Here is a 17,918-nt window from a genome sequence, read left to right as displayed (position 1 = left end):
GTGGCGACGCGCCGAACGCGATTGTGGGCGATTCGCGCCGCGATGTCGAACACGCGTCATCCGGCGCGTCACGGTCAAAGCGCTTCGACCAGCAACCGCGTGCTCTTCTCGCAATACTCGTGACATGCCGCGCGCGCGGCGATCGATGCGCCGTGCACGAACCGCGGCGCGTCCGCCCGCCGCGACATCGACACGACGATCGACGGCGGCGACGGCTGCAGCGGCAGCTCGACGACTTCGCCGCTTTCGATCAGCGCGTCGACGAACAGCACCGGAATCGCGGCGACGCCGAAGCCGTCGCGCACCAGTTGCACGATCACCGAGATCGACGGCGACCCGGTGATGCGCGTCTCCGACAGCGGCACGCCGTGCGCGTGCGCGAGCGTGCGCACGATGTCTTCCAGCGCGCGATGGGGCGCGGTGCCGCGCCCGTAGGTGAGGATCGGCTGGCGCAGCACCTGCCGCGCAAGGCCCGTGCGCGTGTTCGGCAGCAGCCCGGCGCGCGCGATCCAGCGCACCGGGTAGTTCGCGAGCGCGTCGCATACGACCGACGCCTCGTCGCTGCCCTCGACGCGGATGATCAGGTCGAGCTCGCCGGCCATCAGCCGGCGCTGCAGCACGACGCTGACGTCGACGGTCAGGTCGATCTCGAGCTGCGGATAGTCGGCCGCAAGCCGCCGCATGTAGTGCGGCAGCCAGCTGTGCACGACGGTCTCGATCACGCCGAGCCGCAGCTTGCCGCGCAGGGCGCTCTCGCCGGACGCGGCGGCCTGCAGCTCCTGCGTCGCCTCGACCACCGCTTTCGCATAGCCGAGCAGGTATTCGCCGTTCGGCGTGAGCCGGAATTCACGGCTGTCGCGATCGACGAGTACCGTATGCAGTTCGTCCTCGAGCGCCTTCAGGCGCTGCGAGATCGCGGCCGGCGTCGCGTGCAGCGCAGCCGCGGTCGTGCGGAAGTTGCGCAGCTTCGCGAGCGTGACGAAGGTTTCGAGAAAACGCGTGTTCATGGTGGTCGAGCGAGCAGTGGATGCGCAGCTTGCCGCCGACGAAAAATGAACGGGACCGGGGAAAACCCGCGGATCCGTTAAGAAATTCTATACAGCGGGCGCAAAAAAACTCGTTGGCGACAAAATTTTTTCCTTTCTATTCTTCGCCGTATCCGATGACACACCACCGTCATCGCCACGTCATCCCGACCCGAGACCGATTCTCATGACGCCTTCCGAATTCCGCCAGTCCGTGCGCCGCGGCGCATTCCGCGGCCCGACCGCCGGCCATTGCGGCCCGTTTGCCCAGGCGAACCTGGCGATCCTGCCCGACGCGTACGCGCACGATTTCCTGCGCTTCTGCCAGGCCAACCCGAAGGCCTGCCCGCTGCTGGGCGTCGGCGAACCGGGTGCGTTCCGGATCGACGCGCTGGGCGAGGATCTCGACATCCGCACCGACGTGCCGAGCTACAACATATATAGGGACGGCCGCCTGACCGAGCGCGTCGAGTCGCTCGAAGCGCTGTGGCGCGACGATTTCGTCGTATTTGCGATCGGCTGCTCGTTCTCGTTCGAGGACATGCTCGCCCGCGAAGGCATCGGGCTGCGCCACGTCGAAGAAGGTCGCAACGTGCCGATGTACCGCACGTCGATCGCGAACCGCCGCGCGGGCATCTTCGGCGGCCAGCTGGTCGTGTCGATGCGGCCGCTGCGCGGCGCCGACGCCATTCGCGCGGTGCAGATCACGAGCCGGTTCCCCGGCGTGCACGGCGCGCCGATCCATATCGGCCACCCGCGGGAACTCGGCATCGAGGATCTGAACGCGCCCGAATTCGGCGACGCGGTGACGATTCGCGACGGCGAACTGCCGGTGTTCTGGGCGTGCGGCGTGACGCCGCAAACCGCGCTGATGGACGCGAAGCTGCCGATCGCGATCGCGCATACGCCCGGCCACATGCTGATGACCGACATCCCGAACGCGTCGCTGGCCGTGTTCTGACGCGGCCGGCATCCGGTACGCCACGCACATACGACACACCGCACCCCACGCCCTTTGACGGCGCACAACGACAGGAGCACCACCATGGAAAGCAAGACCTTCGCGGCGCCCGCCGCCGAGCCCGCGAGCCGCGAGCGCAGCGGCCTGTTCTCGTGGTACGCGGATGCGCAGCCGCGCGAGCGCCGCGCGTTCTGGAGCTGCAAGGTCGGCTACATGCTCGACGGGATGGACACGCAGATGCTGTCGTTCGTGATCCCGACGCTCGTCGCGACCTGGGGCATCTCGCTCGCCGACGCAGGCTTCATCGGCACGGTCACGCTGCTCGCGTCGGCGCTCGGCGGCTGGATCGCCGGCATCCTGTCCGACCGGATCGGCCGCGTGCGCACGCTGCAGCTCACGGTGCTGTGGTTCGCGGTGTTCACCGCGCTGTGCGGGCTCGCGCAGAACTACCACCAGCTGGTCGCGGCGCGGGCGCTGATGGGCTTCGGCTTCGGCGGCGAATGGACGGCCGGCGCAGTGCTGATCGGCGAGGTGATTCGCGCGCGCGACCGCGGCCGGGCCGTCGGCCTCGTGCAATCGGGCTGGGCGATCGGCTGGGGGCTCTGCGCGCTGCTGTATGCGCTGCTGTTCTCGGTGCTGCCGGCCGAGCAGGCGTGGCGCGCGCTGTTTCTCGTCGGGCTCGCGCCCGCGCTGCTGGTCGTCGCGATCCGTCGCTACGTGAAGGAGCCCGACGTCTACGAGAAGGAAAAGGCCGCGCAGGCGAAAGTGGCCGACGCGCCGCGCCTCACCGAGATCTTCGCGCCGAAGCTGATCACGACGACGCTGCGCGCGGCGCTCCTGACGACCGGCGCGCAGGGCGGCTACTACGCGATCACGACGTGGCTGCCGACCTTCCTGAAGACCGAGCGGCATCTCACCGTGATGGGCACCGGCGGCTATCTCGCGATGATCATCTTCGGCTCGTGGGTCGGCTACCTGACGAGCGCGTACCTGACCGACCGCCTCGGCCGCAAGCCGAACTTCATCCTGTTCGCGGTCGGCTCGATGGTGATCGCATTCTCGTACACGTCGCTGAACCTGACCAACGCGTCGATGCTGTGGCTCGGCTTCCCGCTCGGCTTCTTCGCCTCGGGCATCTTCTCGGGGATGGGCGCGTTCCTCACCGAGCTGTTCCCGACCCGCGTGCGCGGCTCCGGCCAGGGCTTCTGCTACAACGTGGGCCGCGCGATCGGTGCGCTGTTCCCGTTCCTGATCGGCGCGCTGTCCAGGCAGTACGGGCTCGGCACGAGCATCGGCATCTTCGCGGTCGCCGCCTACGGCGTGGTGATCGTCGCCGCGCTGACGCTGCCCGAGACCCGCGGCCGCGAACTCGACGCCGCCTGACCGACGGCGGCGGCCGGCCGTTCGTTTTTCTTCCCCTTTCATCGACACCGTGACACGGCGCGCGACGCGCGCCGTGCGGCGGCGCTCGTCCCTCGAATCAACGACGCATCGACCCGACATCATGACCGATCGACACCTTTCCCCCGTTTCCTCCGACGCCGCACGCTGGCAATTCTGGATCGACCGCGGCGGCACGTTCACCGATATCGTCGCGCGCCGGCCGGACGGCACGCTCGTCACGCACAAGCTGCTGTCGGAGAACCCCGAGCAATACCGCGACGCGGCCGTGGCCGGCATCCGCCACCTGCTCGGCCTCGCGGCCGGCGAGCCGATCACGCCCGAGCGCGTCGACATGGTGAAGATGGGCACGACGGTCGCGACCAACGCGCTGCTCGAACGCAAGGGCGAGCGTACCGCGCTGGCGACGACGCGCGGCTTTCGCGACGTGCTGCGCATCGCGTACCAGAACCGGCCGCGCCTGTTCGATCTCGACATCGTGCTGCCCGACGCGCTGTACGAGACGGTCGTCGAGATCGACGAGCGCGTCGGCGCGCATGGCGACGTGGTCGTGCCGCTTGATGTTCAGGGCGCCGAAGCGTCGTTGCGCCGCGTGTTCGACAGCGGCGTGCGCGCGCTCGCGATCGTGCTGATCCACGGCTACCGCCATACCGCGCACGAACGCGCGCTGGCCGAACTCGCGCGCCGCATCGGCTTCACGCAGGTGTCGGTGTCGCACGAGGTGTCGCCGCTGATGAAGATGGTGTCGCGCGGCGACACGACCGTCGTCGACGCGTATCTGTCGCCGATCCTGCGCCGCTACGTCGAGCAGGTCGCGCACGAGATGCCGGGCGTGAACCTGCAGTTCATGCAGAGCAGCGGCGGGCTGACACGCGCCGATGCGTTCCAGGGCAAGGACGCGATCCTGTCGGGCCCGGCCGGCGGCATCGTCGGGATGGTGCGCGCGGCCCGCGCGGCCGGCTTCGACCAGGTGATCGGCTTCGACATGGGCGGCACGTCGACCGACGTGTCGCACTACAACGGCGAATTCGAGCGCGTGTTCGAGACGCAGGTGGCCGGCGTGCGGATGCGCGCGCCGATGATGAGCATCCATACCGTCGCGGCGGGCGGCGGCTCCGTGCTCGGCTTCGACGGCGCGCGGCTGCGCGTCGGGCCCGAATCGGCCGGCGCGAACCCGGGGCCGGCCGCGTACCGGCGCGGCGGCCCGCTGACGGTGACCGACTGCAACGTGATGCTCGGCAAGATCCAGCCCGATCATTTCCCGCGCGTGTTCGGCCCGCAGGCGGACCAGCCGCTCGACCGCGACGGCGTGGTCGCGAAGTTCGCGGCGCTCGCCGACGAGATCCATGCGGCGACCGGGCGGCGCGAGACGCCCGAGGCGCTCGCCGAAGGGTTCCTGGAGATCGCGATCGGCAGCATGGCGAACGCGATCAAGAAGATTTCCGTGCAGCGCGGCCATGACGTATCGCGCTACGTGCTGACGACGTTCGGCGGCGCGGGCGGCCAGCATGCGTGCGGCGTGGCCGATGCGCTCGGGATGACACAGGTGTTCGCGCATCCGCTCGCGGGCGTGCTGTCCGCGTACGGGATGGGGCTTGCCGACCAGACGGCGATGCGTGAGCGCGCGGTGGAAGCCGTGTTGTCCGACGAATCGCTGCCGGCGCTGAATGCCGCGCTCGACCGGCTGGCCGACGAGGCCGTCGGCGCGCTGCTCGAACAGGGCGTGCCGCCGGAGCGGATCGCGACCGAACGGCGCGTGCACCTGCGCTACCAGGGCACCGATTCGGCGCTCGACGTGCCGGCCGGCAGCGTCGCCGCGATGCAGCAGGCGTTCGAGGCCGCGTATCGGCAGCGCTACGCGTTCCTGATGCCCGGCACGCCGCTCGTGGCCGAACTCGCGTCAGTCGAGGCGATCGGCCGCTCGGACGCGCCGGTCGATATCGCGCCGCTCGCGCCGCGCGAGGCGGGCGAGGCGGGCGAGGCGGGCGAGGCGCCGCAAGCGCACGCGGCCGTGCGCTTTTATTCCGGCGGCCAGTGGCACGACGCGGCGCTGTACGTGCGCGACACGCTCCTCGCCGGCGACGCGATCGACGGCCCGGCGATCGTCGCGGAGCAGAACGGCACGACCGTGGTCGAGCCCGGCTGGCGCGCCGGGATGACCGCGCAGGGCAACCTCGTGCTGACGCGCACGACGCCGCTGCCGACGCGCCGCTCGCTCGGCACCGACGCCGACCCGGTGCGGCTCGAGATCTTCAACAACCTGTTCATGTCGATCGCCGAGCAGATGGGGCTGCGGCTGCAGAACACCGCGTACTCGGTAAACATCAAGGAGCGGCTCGACTTCTCGTGCGCGATCTTCGACGGCGACGGCAACCTGATCGCGAACGCGCCGCACATGCCCGTGCACCTCGGCTCGATGGGGGAGAGCATCCGCACGGTGATCGAGCGCAACCGCGGCCGCATGCGCGACGGCGACGTGTTCATGCTGAACGACCCGTATCACGGCGGCACGCACCTGCCGGACGTGACGGTCATCACGCCGGTGTTCGCGGACGGCTCGGACGCGCCGCTGTTCTACGTCGGCTCGCGCGGCCACCACGCGGACATCGGCGGCACGACGCCGGGCTCGATGCCGCCCGATTCGACCCATATCGACGAGGAAGGCGTGCTGATCGACAACTGGCAGCTCGTGTCGGCCGGCGTGCTGCGCGATGCCGAGACACGTGCGCTGCTGGCGTCGGGCCGCTACCCGGCGCGCAACGTCGAGCAGAACATGGCCGACCTGCGCGCGCAGGTTGCCGCGAACCAGAAGGGCGTCGACGAGCTGCGCCGGATGGTCGCGCAGTTCGGCCGCGACGTCGTGCTCGCGTTCATGGGGCACGTGCAGGACAACGCGGAAGAAGCCGTGCGGCGCGTGATCGGCGCGCTGCAGGACGGCGCGTACCGCTACCCGCTCGACAACGGCGCCCAGATTCGCGTCGCGATCCGCGTCGATCGCGCGGCGCGGCGCGCGGAGATCGATTTCACCGGCACGTCCGCGCAGCTCGACAACAACTTCAACGCGCCGAAGGCCGTCTGCATGGCCGCCGTGCTGTACGTGTTCCGCACGCTGGTGGGCGACGACATCCCGCTGAACGCCGGCTGCCTGAAGCCGCTGACCGTGATCGTGCCCGCCCGCTCGATGCTGAACCCCGAGTATCCGGCGGCCGTCGTGTCGGGCAACGTCGAGACGTCGTCGGCGATCACCAACGCGCTGTACGGCGCGCTCGGCTGCGTCGCGTCGAGCCAGGGGACGATGAATAACTTCACATTCGGTAACGATCGCTACCAGTACTACGAGACGATCGCGGGCGGCAGCGGCGCGGGCGACGGCTTCGCGGGCGTCGGCGCGGTGCAGACGCACATGACGAACTCGCGGCTCACCGATCCGGAGGTGCTCGAATGGCGCTACCCGGTGCGGCTCGATTCGCACCGTATCCGCGCCGGCTCGGGCGGCGGCGGGCGCTGGCGCGGCGGCGACGGCGCGGTGCGGCGGATTCGCTTCCTCGAGCCGATGACGGCGTCGATCCTGTCGAACAACCGGATCCACGCGCCGTTCGGCGCGGCGGGCGGCGAAGCCGGCGCGCTGGGCCGCAACACGATCGAGCGGGCGGACGGCACCATCGAGACGCTCGATCACATCGGCCGCGCGCAGATGGCGCCGGGCGACGTGTTCGTCGTCGAAACGCCGGGCGGCGGCGGCTACGGCGCGGCAGGCTGAGCTGTGCACCCGGCGCGAACGTCTCGCGCCGGGTGCGGGCGGCGGGTGGACGACATTGCAACGAACTGTGGAATAAAGCCGCGCATTCGCGCACAAATTGAATCAAAAACAGCAAAAAACGGAATCGCGGCATCCGGGTCGCCCTGGCCGCCACGGCGTCGCCAAATGATCTGGCCCGATATTTGCGGATCGGCCGCGACCGCCCGCCTGTCGGGCCGCGCGGCGTGGCACGCGGCGCCCGGCACGCGCCGCGTCGCCCGCCCATTCGCACGCTACCAATCATGAAAAATCCGGCTTGCCAATCGAGTCCCAATTCCTTGACACTCTGCTCTAAATGTGAGTGCCAATCCTCATCGTCATTTGATAAGATGGCTCTCATCATTCATTCGTAAGGCAGAACCTGCGCATCACGCGCGAACGCCGGTCGCATCAGCTGCAAACAAGTACGGGACGAGACTCGCCGTCACGGCAATCACGTCCGCCCTGCCGGCCCGCGCACCGCGCGTCCCGGGAAGGCGGCCGGCCGGCTCGCCTCCGTCTACACTGTGCGTTTTTTCTGGATCGGGGCGTGTCCATGGATGACGAAAACGATAGCGCGGTGCTCGAGGCGCATGTCGGTACGCGCAGCCCCTGCTGGCGTCTCGGCAGCGACAGCAACGCGCTCGAACTCGCCGCGGTGCGCGGCCTGACCAACGTCGCGGTCGCGCTGACGGCCGAGCAGGCCGCGCGCATCCGCGCGCTGACCGGCGTCACGTCGCACCTCGTGCTCGACATCGTGCTGTTCGGCAGTCCGGTCAGCCTCCATCTCGTCGGCAGGAAGGTCAACACGGTCGACTGGGCCGGCACGGCGTCCGCCTATTCCGATACCGAATCCGTCGCCGGCGATCTGTCGCACGGGCTCGCGTTCGCCGAGCAGGTGGTGTCGGAGGTGAATTCGCTCGTCGTGATCCTCGACCGCAACGGGATGGTGCAGCGCTTCAACCGCCTGTGCGAGGAAGTGACGGGCAAGCGCGAGGTCGACGTGATCGGCCGCAGCGCGTTCGAGCTGTTCATGAGCCCGGAGCAGGGCGCGCAGTCGCGCAGCAACATCACGGGCTTTTTCGCGAGCAACCAGTCGTTCGCGGTCGAGCGCTACATCAACACGGTCAACGGGCCGCGCCTGTTCCAGTTCCGCAACAAGTTCGTGCAGAGCGGCAGCGGCGTCGACGAGCAGTTCCTGATCTGCTCGGGCATCGACATCACCGAGGAGCGCAACGCGCAGCAGCGGCTCACCGAGCTCGCGAATACCGACGTGCTCACCGGGCTGCCGAACCGCCATGCGATCAGCGAGCGCATCCACGCGGCGATCGCGGAGGAAGACGCCAATACGCGCGGCCAGGTCGGCATCCTGTTCCTCGATCTCGACAACTTCAAGCGCGTCAACGATCACTACGGGCACATCACCGGCGACCGGCTGCTGCAGGACGTGTCCGCGGTCATCGGCGGCTGCCTGCCGTCCGGTGCGACGCTCGCGCGGCTCGGCGGCGACGAGTTCCTGGTGCTGTTCGAGCACGGCACGCGGCCGCTGCTCGAGGCGACCGCGCAGATCATCCTCGAGCGGCTGCGCACGCCGATCCACCTCGGGCTGGTGGAGGTCTACACGAGCTGCTCGATCGGCATCGCGATGTATCCGCAGCACGGCGATTCGCTCGAGACGCTGATCCGCAGCGCCGATACCGCGATGTACGTCGCGAAGGAAGAAGGCAAGCATACGTACCGCGTGTTCTCGCTGGAGATGAACCAGAAGGTCGCGAAGTACATGTGGCTCGACACGAACCTGCGCAAGGCGCTCGAGGAAGAGCAGTTCGTGCTGCACTACCAGCCGGTCGTCGACATCGCGACGGGCGACGTGCACGGCGTCGAGGCGCTGATCCGCTGGCAGTCGCCCGATCGCGGGCTCGTCGCGCCGGTCGAGTTCATCCGTTTCGCGGAAGAGTCGGGGCTGATCGCGCCGCTCGGACGCTGGGTGATGCGCACCGCAGCCGCGCAGGCCGCCGCGTGGAAGGCCAAGGGGCTCGGCATCCGGATCGCGGTGAACGTGTCCGCGCGGCAGTTGCAGGACATGAACATCGTGCACCAGTTCGCGTCGATTCTCGACGGCGCGGGGCTCAAGCCGAGCCTCGTCGACATCGAGCTCACCGAGAGCAGCTTCATCGAGGACGAAGAAGCGGCGATCGGGCTGATGCGGCAGTTCCGCCAGCTCGGCGCGGAAATCCACCTCGACGATTTCGGCACCGGCTATTCGTCGCTGTCGCAGTTGTCGCGCCTGCCGCTCGACGCGATCAAGCTCGACCGCACCTTCATCACGGCCATCGACCGCAATCCGCGCTCGCAGGCGCTGGTGCGCTCCGTCGTGTCGCTCGCGAAGGCGCTGAATTTCGCGGTGATCGCCGAAGGCGTCGAAACGCATGCGGAGGCCGAATTCCTCAAGCAACTCGACGTCGATCACGCGCAGGGCTACTACTACGCGCGGCCGATGCCGGCGCAGGCGTTCGAGGCGTGGCTCGCGGAGACGAGAAAGCTCAGGCTGATCGCCTGAGCTTCGTTCCGGAAAAAGGCGCCGCCGACGGCCGGCGGCGCCGTCGCATTACACCGTGCGCAGCTTCGACACGCGCCGGTTCTGCAGCATCACCAGGCGTTCCATGTACGCGAGATCCTTCGGCTCGATCGTGAACGCCGCATGCACCCACGCTTCCGTGATGTCCATCAGCTCCGAGCGCGACAACTGGAATACGCGTTCGCGCGCGCGCAGCATCGCGCGGACGCCGTTCAGCTTGGGCTTGGTCACGTCGATGAAGGTGCGCGTCGCCAGATACGCGTCACCGGCGTCGAACGTCTCGTCGATCAGCCCCTGGTCTTCGTACCACTCGGCCGCATGCGCCTCGCCGGTCGCGATCAGCGATTCCGCGAGGCCGCGGTTCGCCTTGCGCGCGACGAGCGAATAGCCGCCCATGCCGGGGAACAGGTTGAACGCGATCTCCGGGAACCCGAGTTTCACGCCCTTCTGCGCGAGCACGTAGTGATGCGCGAGCGCGGCCTCGAAGCCGCCGCCGAGCGCGCTGCCCTCGACCATCGCGATCGAGATCGCGCCGGTGCCGAAGCCGGTGTAGATCTCGTACACGCCGTCGATGCACGAGCGCGCGTAGGCCATCAGCTGATCGCGCCGGCCGCTGCGGATCGCGTCGACGAAGAAGCTCAGGTCGCCGCCGACGTTGAACAGCTCGGGGACGAGCGAGCCCGTCACCCAGAAGTCGAACGTGAGGCCCGAGTCGCGTGCGACGCGCGCGAGATGGATGATGTCGGTGACGAGTTGCTGGTTGAAACACGGCCGCGGCTCCGATCGCAGCATCATCCACATGACGTTACGGCCTTCTTCGTAGAAGGCCGTCAGTTGCGAGAGTTCGCCGGCTTCGTAAAACGGGCGGCACGCCGGATGGGATTGGAGTTGCATGGTATGTCCTCGTGAGATGTGGTTTTTGAAGACCATCGCGCCCGGTGCCCTGCGGGAATCGGGTTGCCCGCCGGGCGCCAGGCGCGAGGCATCGCCATTGTTGCGCGCGCACAAATGTCGAAATGCGGGGAACAACGCACGAGCGGGACGCCGGTGCGGATCGCGTCCGCGCGACGGGGCGGGGGGCGGCGGATGGGGATGAGGGGCCGAGGTCGGCGGGGGAAGGCGGCGCGAGCGGAGCGGCGCGCCGGCGATGAGGCGGCCGGCGACGCCGGTCGCTTGCGCGCCGAATATGACGTCGGGACGCCGATCAACGGTTGCGGGTCGGGCCGATCGGCGTGGCGGCCCGCCGATTCGCCGTGAGCGACCGCGCAGCGCATATGGCCGCGCGGCGCCGATCGGCGTCGGGTGCCGCCGTTCGAGATGCGACGCCGTCGGCAAGAGGCCGAACGGGATCACGCGCAGCCATGCGAACGCAATCACGAGGTCGCCGATTTTGAAATCGGTGTTGCTCCGCATGATGTCTGCTTCCCGATGGCGCGGCTTGACGCTTGCCGGCACGTCGCCCACACTGGGTCGCACGACGGCCACGCGTGAGGGTGGCGCGGGCGGCCGTCATGCGCGCGTCATGCGGGTCGGGCCACCGTGCCGGCGCGCGGTGCTGACGCCCGGCAACGAACGCGCGGGGAGCTTCGACGTGGTGCGTTTTCCTTCCCGATGGACCGGCTGCCTGCTCGCGTGCGCCACGGCGCTCGGCGTGGGGACGGCCGTGGCCGACACGCGCGACTCACACGACACGCGCGATGCTCGCGACGCGGGCGATACGGCGCCCGTCACGCTCGTCAGCGACGTCCACGAATTCGTGATCCAGCGCGACGGCTCGCTCGACGAGCACGACGATTCGACGCTGCGCGCGAACGACGCGAACGGCATCGACGCGGTCGCGCAGCGCTACGTGTGGTTCGACAAGAATCTCGAGAAGGTGGAGTTGCTCGCGGCCGAGACGATCGATCGCGACGGCGTCGCGCATCCGGTCGGCGCGGACGGCATCCGCGACGTGCAGGAGCCGCGCTCGGCCGGCGCGCCGACGTTCCAGGACGGGCTGCTGCGCACCGTCGTGTTCCCCGGCGTCGAAGCCGGGTCGAGCACGCGCGTCGCGTTCCGCAAGACCCGCACGAAGCCCGTCAATCGCGGCTACTTCGGCTACACCGTCGAGCCGTCGCGCGAGCCGGTCGACAGCCAGCGGCTGATCTTCGACGTGCCGGCCGACATGCCGCTGTACGCGGATGCGCGCGGCTACGTCGCGCTGCCGCCCGTCACGGCGAACGGCCGCACGCGCTACGCATTCGACTACCGGCACGGCGCGTACGATCGCATCGAGAGCGGCGCGGTCGGCTACCCGACCTACGGCGACCGGCTCGTCGTATCGACGCTGCCCGACTACGCGGCATTCGCCGCGCGCTACCGCAACGCGGCCGTCGATCCGGGCGCGAACGATCCGGCCGTCGTGCAACTGGCGCGTGCGCTCACGGCGGATGCCGTCGCTCCGCGCGACAAGGCGCGCATCCTGTACGACTGGGTGCAGGCGAACGTGCGCTACGTCGGGCTGTTTCTCGGCGAAACGGCCGCCGCGCCGCACCGCGTCGCCGACATCCTGCGCAACCGCTACGGCGACTGCAAGGATCACGTCGCGCTGTTCGGCGCGTTGCTCGCGGCGGTCGGCATTCGCAGCGAACCGGTGCTGATCAATCTCGGCGCCGTGTACACGCTGCCGTCGGTGCCCGGCTACGGCGCCGGCGCGATCAATCATGCGATCACATGGCTGCCCGATCTCGGCCTCTACGCGGATACGACGACGGCCGGCATCGCGTTCGGCTACCTGCCGCCGATCGTGATGGACCGCCCCGCGCTGCTGGTCGATACGGGCGTGCTGTCGCGCACGCCGGCCACGCAGCCGCGCGGCCGCACCGCACGGATCGCGATCGATGCCGCGCAGCCCGGCGCCGCGCGCGTTCAGGCCTATGTCGAGGACGACGGCTGGACGGCCGAGCTCGAACGCAACCTGTTTCGCCGCGCGTCGCGCGAGCGCATCGCGCAACTCGCGAACGAGCGCCTGCGGCAAAGCGGCCTGCGCGGCCGCGCGCAACTGTCGACCAGCGACCGGCGCGTGTCGACAGACCCGTTCGACGTGACGATTACCGGCACGCTCGATCATTTCGTGTGGCCCGACGGCACGACCGCGTTGCCCGCGCTGTCGAGCGTCACGGGCGGCATCGCGACACAGGTCGAGACGTGGCTGGCCGAGCCCGTGCGCACGCAGCCGTGGGGTTGCCTCGGCGGCACGTTCGACGAGACCGGCCAGATCGCGCTGCCGGCGGGCGTCGCCGTGACCGACCTGCCGGCCGATACGGCGGTGCACGACCGCTTCGTCGATTTCACGTCGCATTACGTGTTCGATGCGGCCGCGCGGGTCGTGCAGGTCACGCGGCGGATGAACGCCGATTTCGGCCGGCAGGTCTGTACGCCGGACGAATTCACGGCGCTGCGCGCGTCGCTCGAGCGCATCGAGCGCGACACGCAGGCGCAGATCGTCGTGCGGGCGAAGCAGCGTTGAGCGGCGCGGGCACGGCATTCGCTCCGAACGGGCGAATCACCGGAATCGCCGACGCGCAGGAGGACATCATCACGGAACGGGATCACGAGATCGCCGAACTCTCGAAGGAATTGTTGGGCAGGATCGTGCAGGGCACGGTCGCGACCGGCGCGGCAGTCGACGCGGAGCAGTGCGCGGCGCTCGCGGTGCGGTGCGCGACGGCGCTGGTCGACCGGCTCGACGCGTTGAAGTGACGCTCGCGGGCCACCGCCGCCACCGGCGCCGCGCGTCGGCGCGCTACGCTTCGGCGTGCACGTTGCCGTCCGCGCGCACGGCGCCCGGCGGCTTGCCGACCACGCGCTTGAACGCACGGCTGAACGCGGCGAGCGAACCATAGCCAAGCCGGTACGCGACGGCTTCGATCGTCTCGCGGTCGCGCGCGATCCATTGCGCGGCGAGCCGCATCCGCAGCTCGGTCAGGTAGCGCACGGGCGTCATCCCGGTGGCCGCGAGAAAACGCTCGGCGAACACCGAGCGCGACACGCCCGCTTCGGTCGCGAGCTCCGCGACGCTCCAGTTGCGGCCCGGGTCGCGATGCAGCGCGACGATCGCGCGGCCGAGCTTCGGCTCGCGCAGCGCCTGCACCCAGCCGGTCGCATCGCCGCATCCGCACTCGACCCAGCCGCGTACGATGAACGCCGCGACCACGTCCGCGAGCCGCGCGAGGATGCCCGCGAAGCCCGCGCGCGCCGTGCACGCCTCGCGCTCCATCGCGTCGAGCATCGGCCGGATTTCCGGGTAGCGCGCGAGCAGCGTGCCCACGTGCATGAATGCGGGCATCGTGCCGACGAGCGGCTGCATGCCGCCGAGGTCGAGTTCCATGCACGCGCTGAAGATCAGCGCATCGCCGGCGCCGGGTTCCGTCGTCGCGCAGGTCGGGGGCGACATGCCGGCCGACGCCACCGACGCGACCGTATCGCATATCTTCCTGGCCTCGAAGCCGTTGATCTCGCGGCACGGCACATCCGGATCGGACACCAGCGCATGCATGCCGCCGTGCGGCAACAGGATCGCGTCGCCGGCCTCGAGCCGCATCGTCTCGCCCGACGCGTCGCGCAGCAGCACGGGCCCGCGCACGACGAAATGGAATTGCGCGCGGCCCGGCGCATGGCCGAAATTCAGCCCGAACGGCCGCGCGACCTGGATGCGGCGGTACTGGACGCCGCTCAGGCGCATCCCCAGCAGCAGCTCGCTGACGAGGTCGTGCGCATCGGGAATCGGCGGCAGAAGGGGCTCGGACATCGTGAGATACGGACGATCGATCAACAGGAACGGATTGTACGTCATAGACCGTCCTGCCGCTGTTCCTTACGATACGCCCTCATCAGTACTTTCCCTAACCGACACGGAATCCCGCATGAATCCCGGAATCTCCTCGGCCGCCTCGACGGCGGCCCCCCGCGAACCGGCCTGGGGCGCGGTATTCGCGATGGCGCTCGGCGTGTTCGGGCTCGTCACGGCCGAATTCCTGCCGGCGAGCCTGCTCACGCCGATGGCCGAGAGCCTCGGCGTGACCGAAGGCGTGGCCGGGCAGGCCGTCACGGCCACCGCCACGGTCGCGCTCGTCACGAGCCTGCTGATCTCGGCGCTCACGCGCACGATCGACCGGCGGCGCGTGCTGCTCGTGTTTTCGGTGCTGCTCGTGGCGTCGAACCTCGCCGTCGCGTTCGCGCCGAACCTGGGCGTGCTGCTGTTCGGCCGCGTCGTGCTCGGCATCGCGCTCGGCGGTTTCTGGACGATGGCCACCGCCACCGCGATGCGGCTCGTGCCGACGGCGATGGTGCCGCGCGCGCTGTCGATCATCTTCAGCGGCGTGGCGGTCGCGACCATCGCGTCCGCGCCGATGGGCAGCTACTTCGGGCACCTGATCGGCTGGCGCAACGTGTTCCTGATCGCGGCCGTGCTCGGCGGCATCGCGTTCGTGTCGCAGCTTCTCACGCTGCCGTCGATGCCGCCGAGCGGCACGACGCGGCTGCGCACGCTGATCGACGTGCTGCGCCGGCCGACCGTCGGCCTCGGGATGTTCGCGACGATCCTCGTGTTCACCGGCCATTTCGCGTTCTTCACGTATCTGCGGCCATTCCTCGAACAGGTGGCGGGCGTCGGCGTGAACGGGCTGTCGGCGATCCTGCTCGGCTACGGCATCGCGAACTTCGTCGGCACGTCGCTCGCGGGCCGCGTGCTCGAACACCGGCTGCGGCCGATGCTGATCGGCATGCCCGCGTTGATGGTCGTGCTCGGCATCGCGCTCGTCGTGCTCGGCCGTGCGCCGATGATCGACGCGGTGCTGGTCGCGTTGTGGGGGATGGCGTTCGGCGGCGTGCCGGTCGCGTGGTCGACGTGGGTCACGCGCACCGTGCCCGACGAGGCCGAGAGCGCGGGCGGGTTGATCGTCGCGGCGATCCAGCTCGCGATCGCGACGGGCGCCGCGGCCGGCGGCGTCGTGTTCGACGCGAACGGCGCGGCGGGCGTGTTCGTCGGCGCGGCGATCGTGCTGGCGGTGGCGGTCGCGACGATCGTCACCGGCGTGCCGAAGCGCGTCGGCGTGGCCGCGTCCTGACGGGCGTGGCGGCCCGCGTTGCACGGGCTGCCAGGCGGATTATCCGCGCGTCACGCGGCGTCGGCGCCCGCGATGCGGTCGAGTTCCGCGAGCGTGTCGGCCGGCAGATCGACGTCGGCTGCCGCGAGATTCTCGCGCAGGTGCGCGACCGACGACGTGCCCGGAATCAGCAGGAGATTCGGCGCGCGGCGCAGCAGCCATGCAAGCGCGACCTGCATCGGCGTCGCGCCGATGCGCGCGGCCACGCCGGACAGCGTCGACGACTGCAGCGGCGAGAAGCCGCCGAGCGGGAAGTACGGCACGTAGGCGATGCCGTCGCGGGCGAGCGCGTCGATCAGCGCATCGTCGCCCCGGTGCGCGATGTTGTAGTGGTTCTGCACGCACACGATGTCGCAGATCCGGCGGCCTTGGGCGACCTGCGCGGGCGTGACGTTGCTCAGGCCGATGTGCCGCACGAGCCCGCGCCGCTGCAGCTCGGCGAGCGTGGCCAGCGGCGCCTCGATGGATCCTTCGGCCGGCCCGTGCGTGTCGAACATGATGCGCAGGTTCACGACGTCGAGCACGTCGAGCCCGAGGTTGCGCAGGTTGTCGTGCACGGCCCGTTCGAGTTCGTCGGGCGCGAAGGCGGGCAGCCACGACGCGTCGTCGCCGCGGCGTGCGCCGATCTTGGTGACGATCACGAGATCGTCGCGATACGGATGCAGCGCGTCGCGAATCAGCCGGTTCGTCACGTGCGGGCCGTAGAAGTCGCTGGTGTCGAGATGGTCGACGCCGGATTCGACGGCTTCGCGCAACACGTTCAATGCGGCTTCGCGATCTTTCGGCGGGCCGAATACACCGGGGCCTGCAAGCTGCATCGCGCCGTAGCCGATTCGTCTGACGGGGCGATCGCCGAGCCTGAAGGTGGCGATGTGGCGAATATCGGGCATGACCTTACTCCTGTCGAAGAGATGAATGCGTTCAGCATAAGGACGAGTCGGCTGCGCGATAAGCGGGCATAATTCGCACGGGTTGTACGAAAAGGCGAACAATGCAAACCGATCTGGGCGATCTGAACGCATTCATGACCGTCGCACGCGCGAGCGGATTCCGCGACGCCGCACGCATGACGGGCCTCAGCGCGTCGGGGCTGAGCGAGGCCGTGCGCCGGCTGGAAGCGCGGCTCGGCGTACGGCTGCTGCACCGTACGACGCGCAGCGTCGTGCCCACCGAAGCCGGCGAGCGCCTGCTCGCGCGGCTCGGGCCCGCCCTGACCGAAGTGGCGGCGGCGCTCGACGGTATCGATGAATTCCGCGGCCGACCGGCCGGCACGCTGAAACTCAACGTGCCGGTCAGCGCGTCGCGGCTCGTGTTGCCGGCGATCGTACCGCGCTTTCTCGATGCGTATCCGGACATCCGGCTGGAAGTGACTGCCGACGAAAATTTCGTCGACGTGCTCGCGGCCGGATGCGACGCGGGCATCCGCTACGACGAACGGCTCGAACAGGACATGATCGCGGTGCCGATCGGCCCGCGCATCCAGCGGTTCGCGACCGCGGCGGCGCCCGGCTATCTCGACCGGCACGGCCGGCCGCGGCATCCGCGCGACCTGCTCGCCCATCGGTGCCTGCGCGGGCGCTTCGCGAGCGGCGCGATGCCGCCGTGGGAGTTCGAGCGCGACGGCGAGGTCGTGCGGGTCGAGCCGGCCGCCGGGCCGCTGCTGGTCCAGATCGGCGGGGCGACGGAGCTGCTGGTCGACGCGGCGATCGCCGGGACGGGCATCGTGCATCTGTTCGAAGACTGGCTGCGTCCGCATCTCGACAGCGGCGCGCTCGAACCCGTGCTCGATCCGTGGTGGCGGCCGTTTTCGGGGCCCTTTCTGTATTATCCGGGGCGGCGTCTCGTGCCGCCGGCGCTACGCGCGTTCATCGATTTCATCAAGGCATCCTGAGCGTTCGACCGCGCCCCCGGGGGGGGCGCGCCCAGCGGGCCGCGTGCCATCGCCGCTCATATGGCCGGCCGATGCGCGATGCACGCGCTGCAGCAAGCGGCGCGACGGCCGAAGCGCGGGAGCGGGCGTGCCGCGCCG

The 17,918-nt window shown here is 69.5% G+C and carries 12 protein-coding genes; 8 read left to right on the top strand and 4 right to left on the bottom strand.

Translation table 11 applies throughout. The features are described from left to right. Positions 1-74: 74 nt before the first annotated feature. The gene (locus WS64_RS24245) at positions 75-1,007 is read right to left on the bottom strand and encodes a LysR family transcriptional regulator (RefSeq protein ID WP_059579973.1); all 933 of its coding nucleotides are present in this window, start codon (positions 1,005-1,007) and stop codon (positions 75-77) included. Positions 1,008-1,212: 205 nt separating this feature from the next. Between WS64_RS24245 and WS64_RS24240 the strand changes: the two genes are divergently transcribed. The 4 genes from WS64_RS24240 to pdeR all read left to right on the top strand — a co-directional run bounded on the left by WS64_RS24240 (position 1,213) and on the right by pdeR (position 9,725). After that, positions 1,213-1,986 (top strand): putative hydro-lyase, encoded by a 774-nt coding sequence (locus tag WS64_RS24240; RefSeq protein WP_059640380.1) that lies wholly within the window; start codon positions 1,213-1,215, stop codon positions 1,984-1,986. Between the two features lie 84 nt (positions 1,987-2,070). Continuing rightward, complete coding sequence (locus WS64_RS24235; protein ID WP_059579978.1) at positions 2,071-3,369, top strand: MFS transporter; 1,299 nt, start codon at positions 2,071-2,073, stop codon at positions 3,367-3,369. Between the two features lie 121 nt (positions 3,370-3,490). Beyond that, positions 3,491-7,147 carry a hydantoinase B/oxoprolinase family protein gene (locus WS64_RS24230; protein ID WP_060967943.1) on the top strand — a complete coding sequence of 1,219 codons (3,657 nt, stop codon included), beginning with the start codon at positions 3,491-3,493 and terminating at the stop codon, positions 7,145-7,147. Positions 7,148-7,721: 574 nt separating this feature from the next. Next, positions 7,722-9,725, top strand: a complete 2,004-nt coding sequence (gene pdeR, locus WS64_RS24225; RefSeq protein WP_060967942.1) for a cyclic di-GMP phosphodiesterase — start codon at positions 7,722-7,724, stop codon at positions 9,723-9,725. 48 nt (positions 9,726-9,773) lie between these two features. Here the strand turns inward: pdeR and WS64_RS24220 are convergent, their stop codons facing one another. Further along, on the bottom strand, positions 9,774-10,637 hold the full coding sequence (locus WS64_RS24220) for a crotonase/enoyl-CoA hydratase family protein (protein ID WP_059640373.1): 864 nt from the start codon (positions 10,635-10,637) through the stop codon (positions 9,774-9,776). Between the two features lie 697 nt (positions 10,638-11,334). On the opposite strand from WS64_RS24220, the gene WS64_RS24215 reads away from it, so the two are divergent. After that, positions 11,335-13,251, top strand: a complete 1,917-nt coding sequence (locus tag WS64_RS24215; RefSeq protein WP_060968574.1) for a DUF3857 and transglutaminase domain-containing protein — start codon at positions 11,335-11,337, stop codon at positions 13,249-13,251. Beyond that, positions 13,248-13,484: a hypothetical protein gene (locus WS64_RS24210; protein ID WP_060967941.1), complete on the top strand. Its 237-nt coding sequence runs from the start codon at positions 13,248-13,250 to the stop codon at positions 13,482-13,484. The genes WS64_RS24215 and WS64_RS24210 overlap by 4 nt, the downstream gene beginning before the upstream one ends. A gap of 43 nt (positions 13,485-13,527) precedes the next feature. Here WS64_RS24210 and WS64_RS24205 read toward each other — a convergent pair whose 3' ends face one another. Further along, positions 13,528-14,577, bottom strand: a complete 1,050-nt coding sequence (locus WS64_RS24205) for an AraC family transcriptional regulator (RefSeq protein WP_060315850.1) — start codon at positions 14,575-14,577, stop codon at positions 13,528-13,530. Between the two features lie 70 nt (positions 14,578-14,647). Between WS64_RS24205 and WS64_RS24200 the strand changes: the two genes are divergently transcribed. After that, a complete protein-coding gene (locus WS64_RS24200) occupies positions 14,648-15,850 on the top strand; it encodes an MFS transporter (protein ID WP_059640369.1) in 1,203 nt (400 codons plus the stop codon). 50 nt (positions 15,851-15,900) lie between these two features. Here the strand turns inward: WS64_RS24200 and WS64_RS24195 are convergent, their stop codons facing one another. Further along, positions 15,901-16,779 carry an aldo/keto reductase family oxidoreductase gene (locus WS64_RS24195; RefSeq protein WP_060967940.1) on the bottom strand — a complete coding sequence of 293 codons (879 nt, stop codon included), beginning with the start codon at positions 16,777-16,779 and terminating at the stop codon, positions 15,901-15,903. Between the two features lie 101 nt (positions 16,780-16,880). Between WS64_RS24195 and WS64_RS24190 the strand changes: the two genes are divergently transcribed. Next, complete coding sequence (locus tag WS64_RS24190; RefSeq protein ID WP_060967939.1) at positions 16,881-17,780, top strand: LysR family transcriptional regulator; 900 nt, start codon at positions 16,881-16,883, stop codon at positions 17,778-17,780. Positions 17,781-17,918 lie beyond the last annotated feature (138 nt).

The organism is Burkholderia anthina (assembly GCF_001547525.1).
GTDB classification, from domain to species: domain Bacteria; phylum Pseudomonadota; class Gammaproteobacteria; order Burkholderiales; family Burkholderiaceae; genus Burkholderia; species Burkholderia semiarida.
Note: the sequence above shows the minus strand (reverse complement) of the source record. Positions and strands in the feature narration are given on the sequence as shown.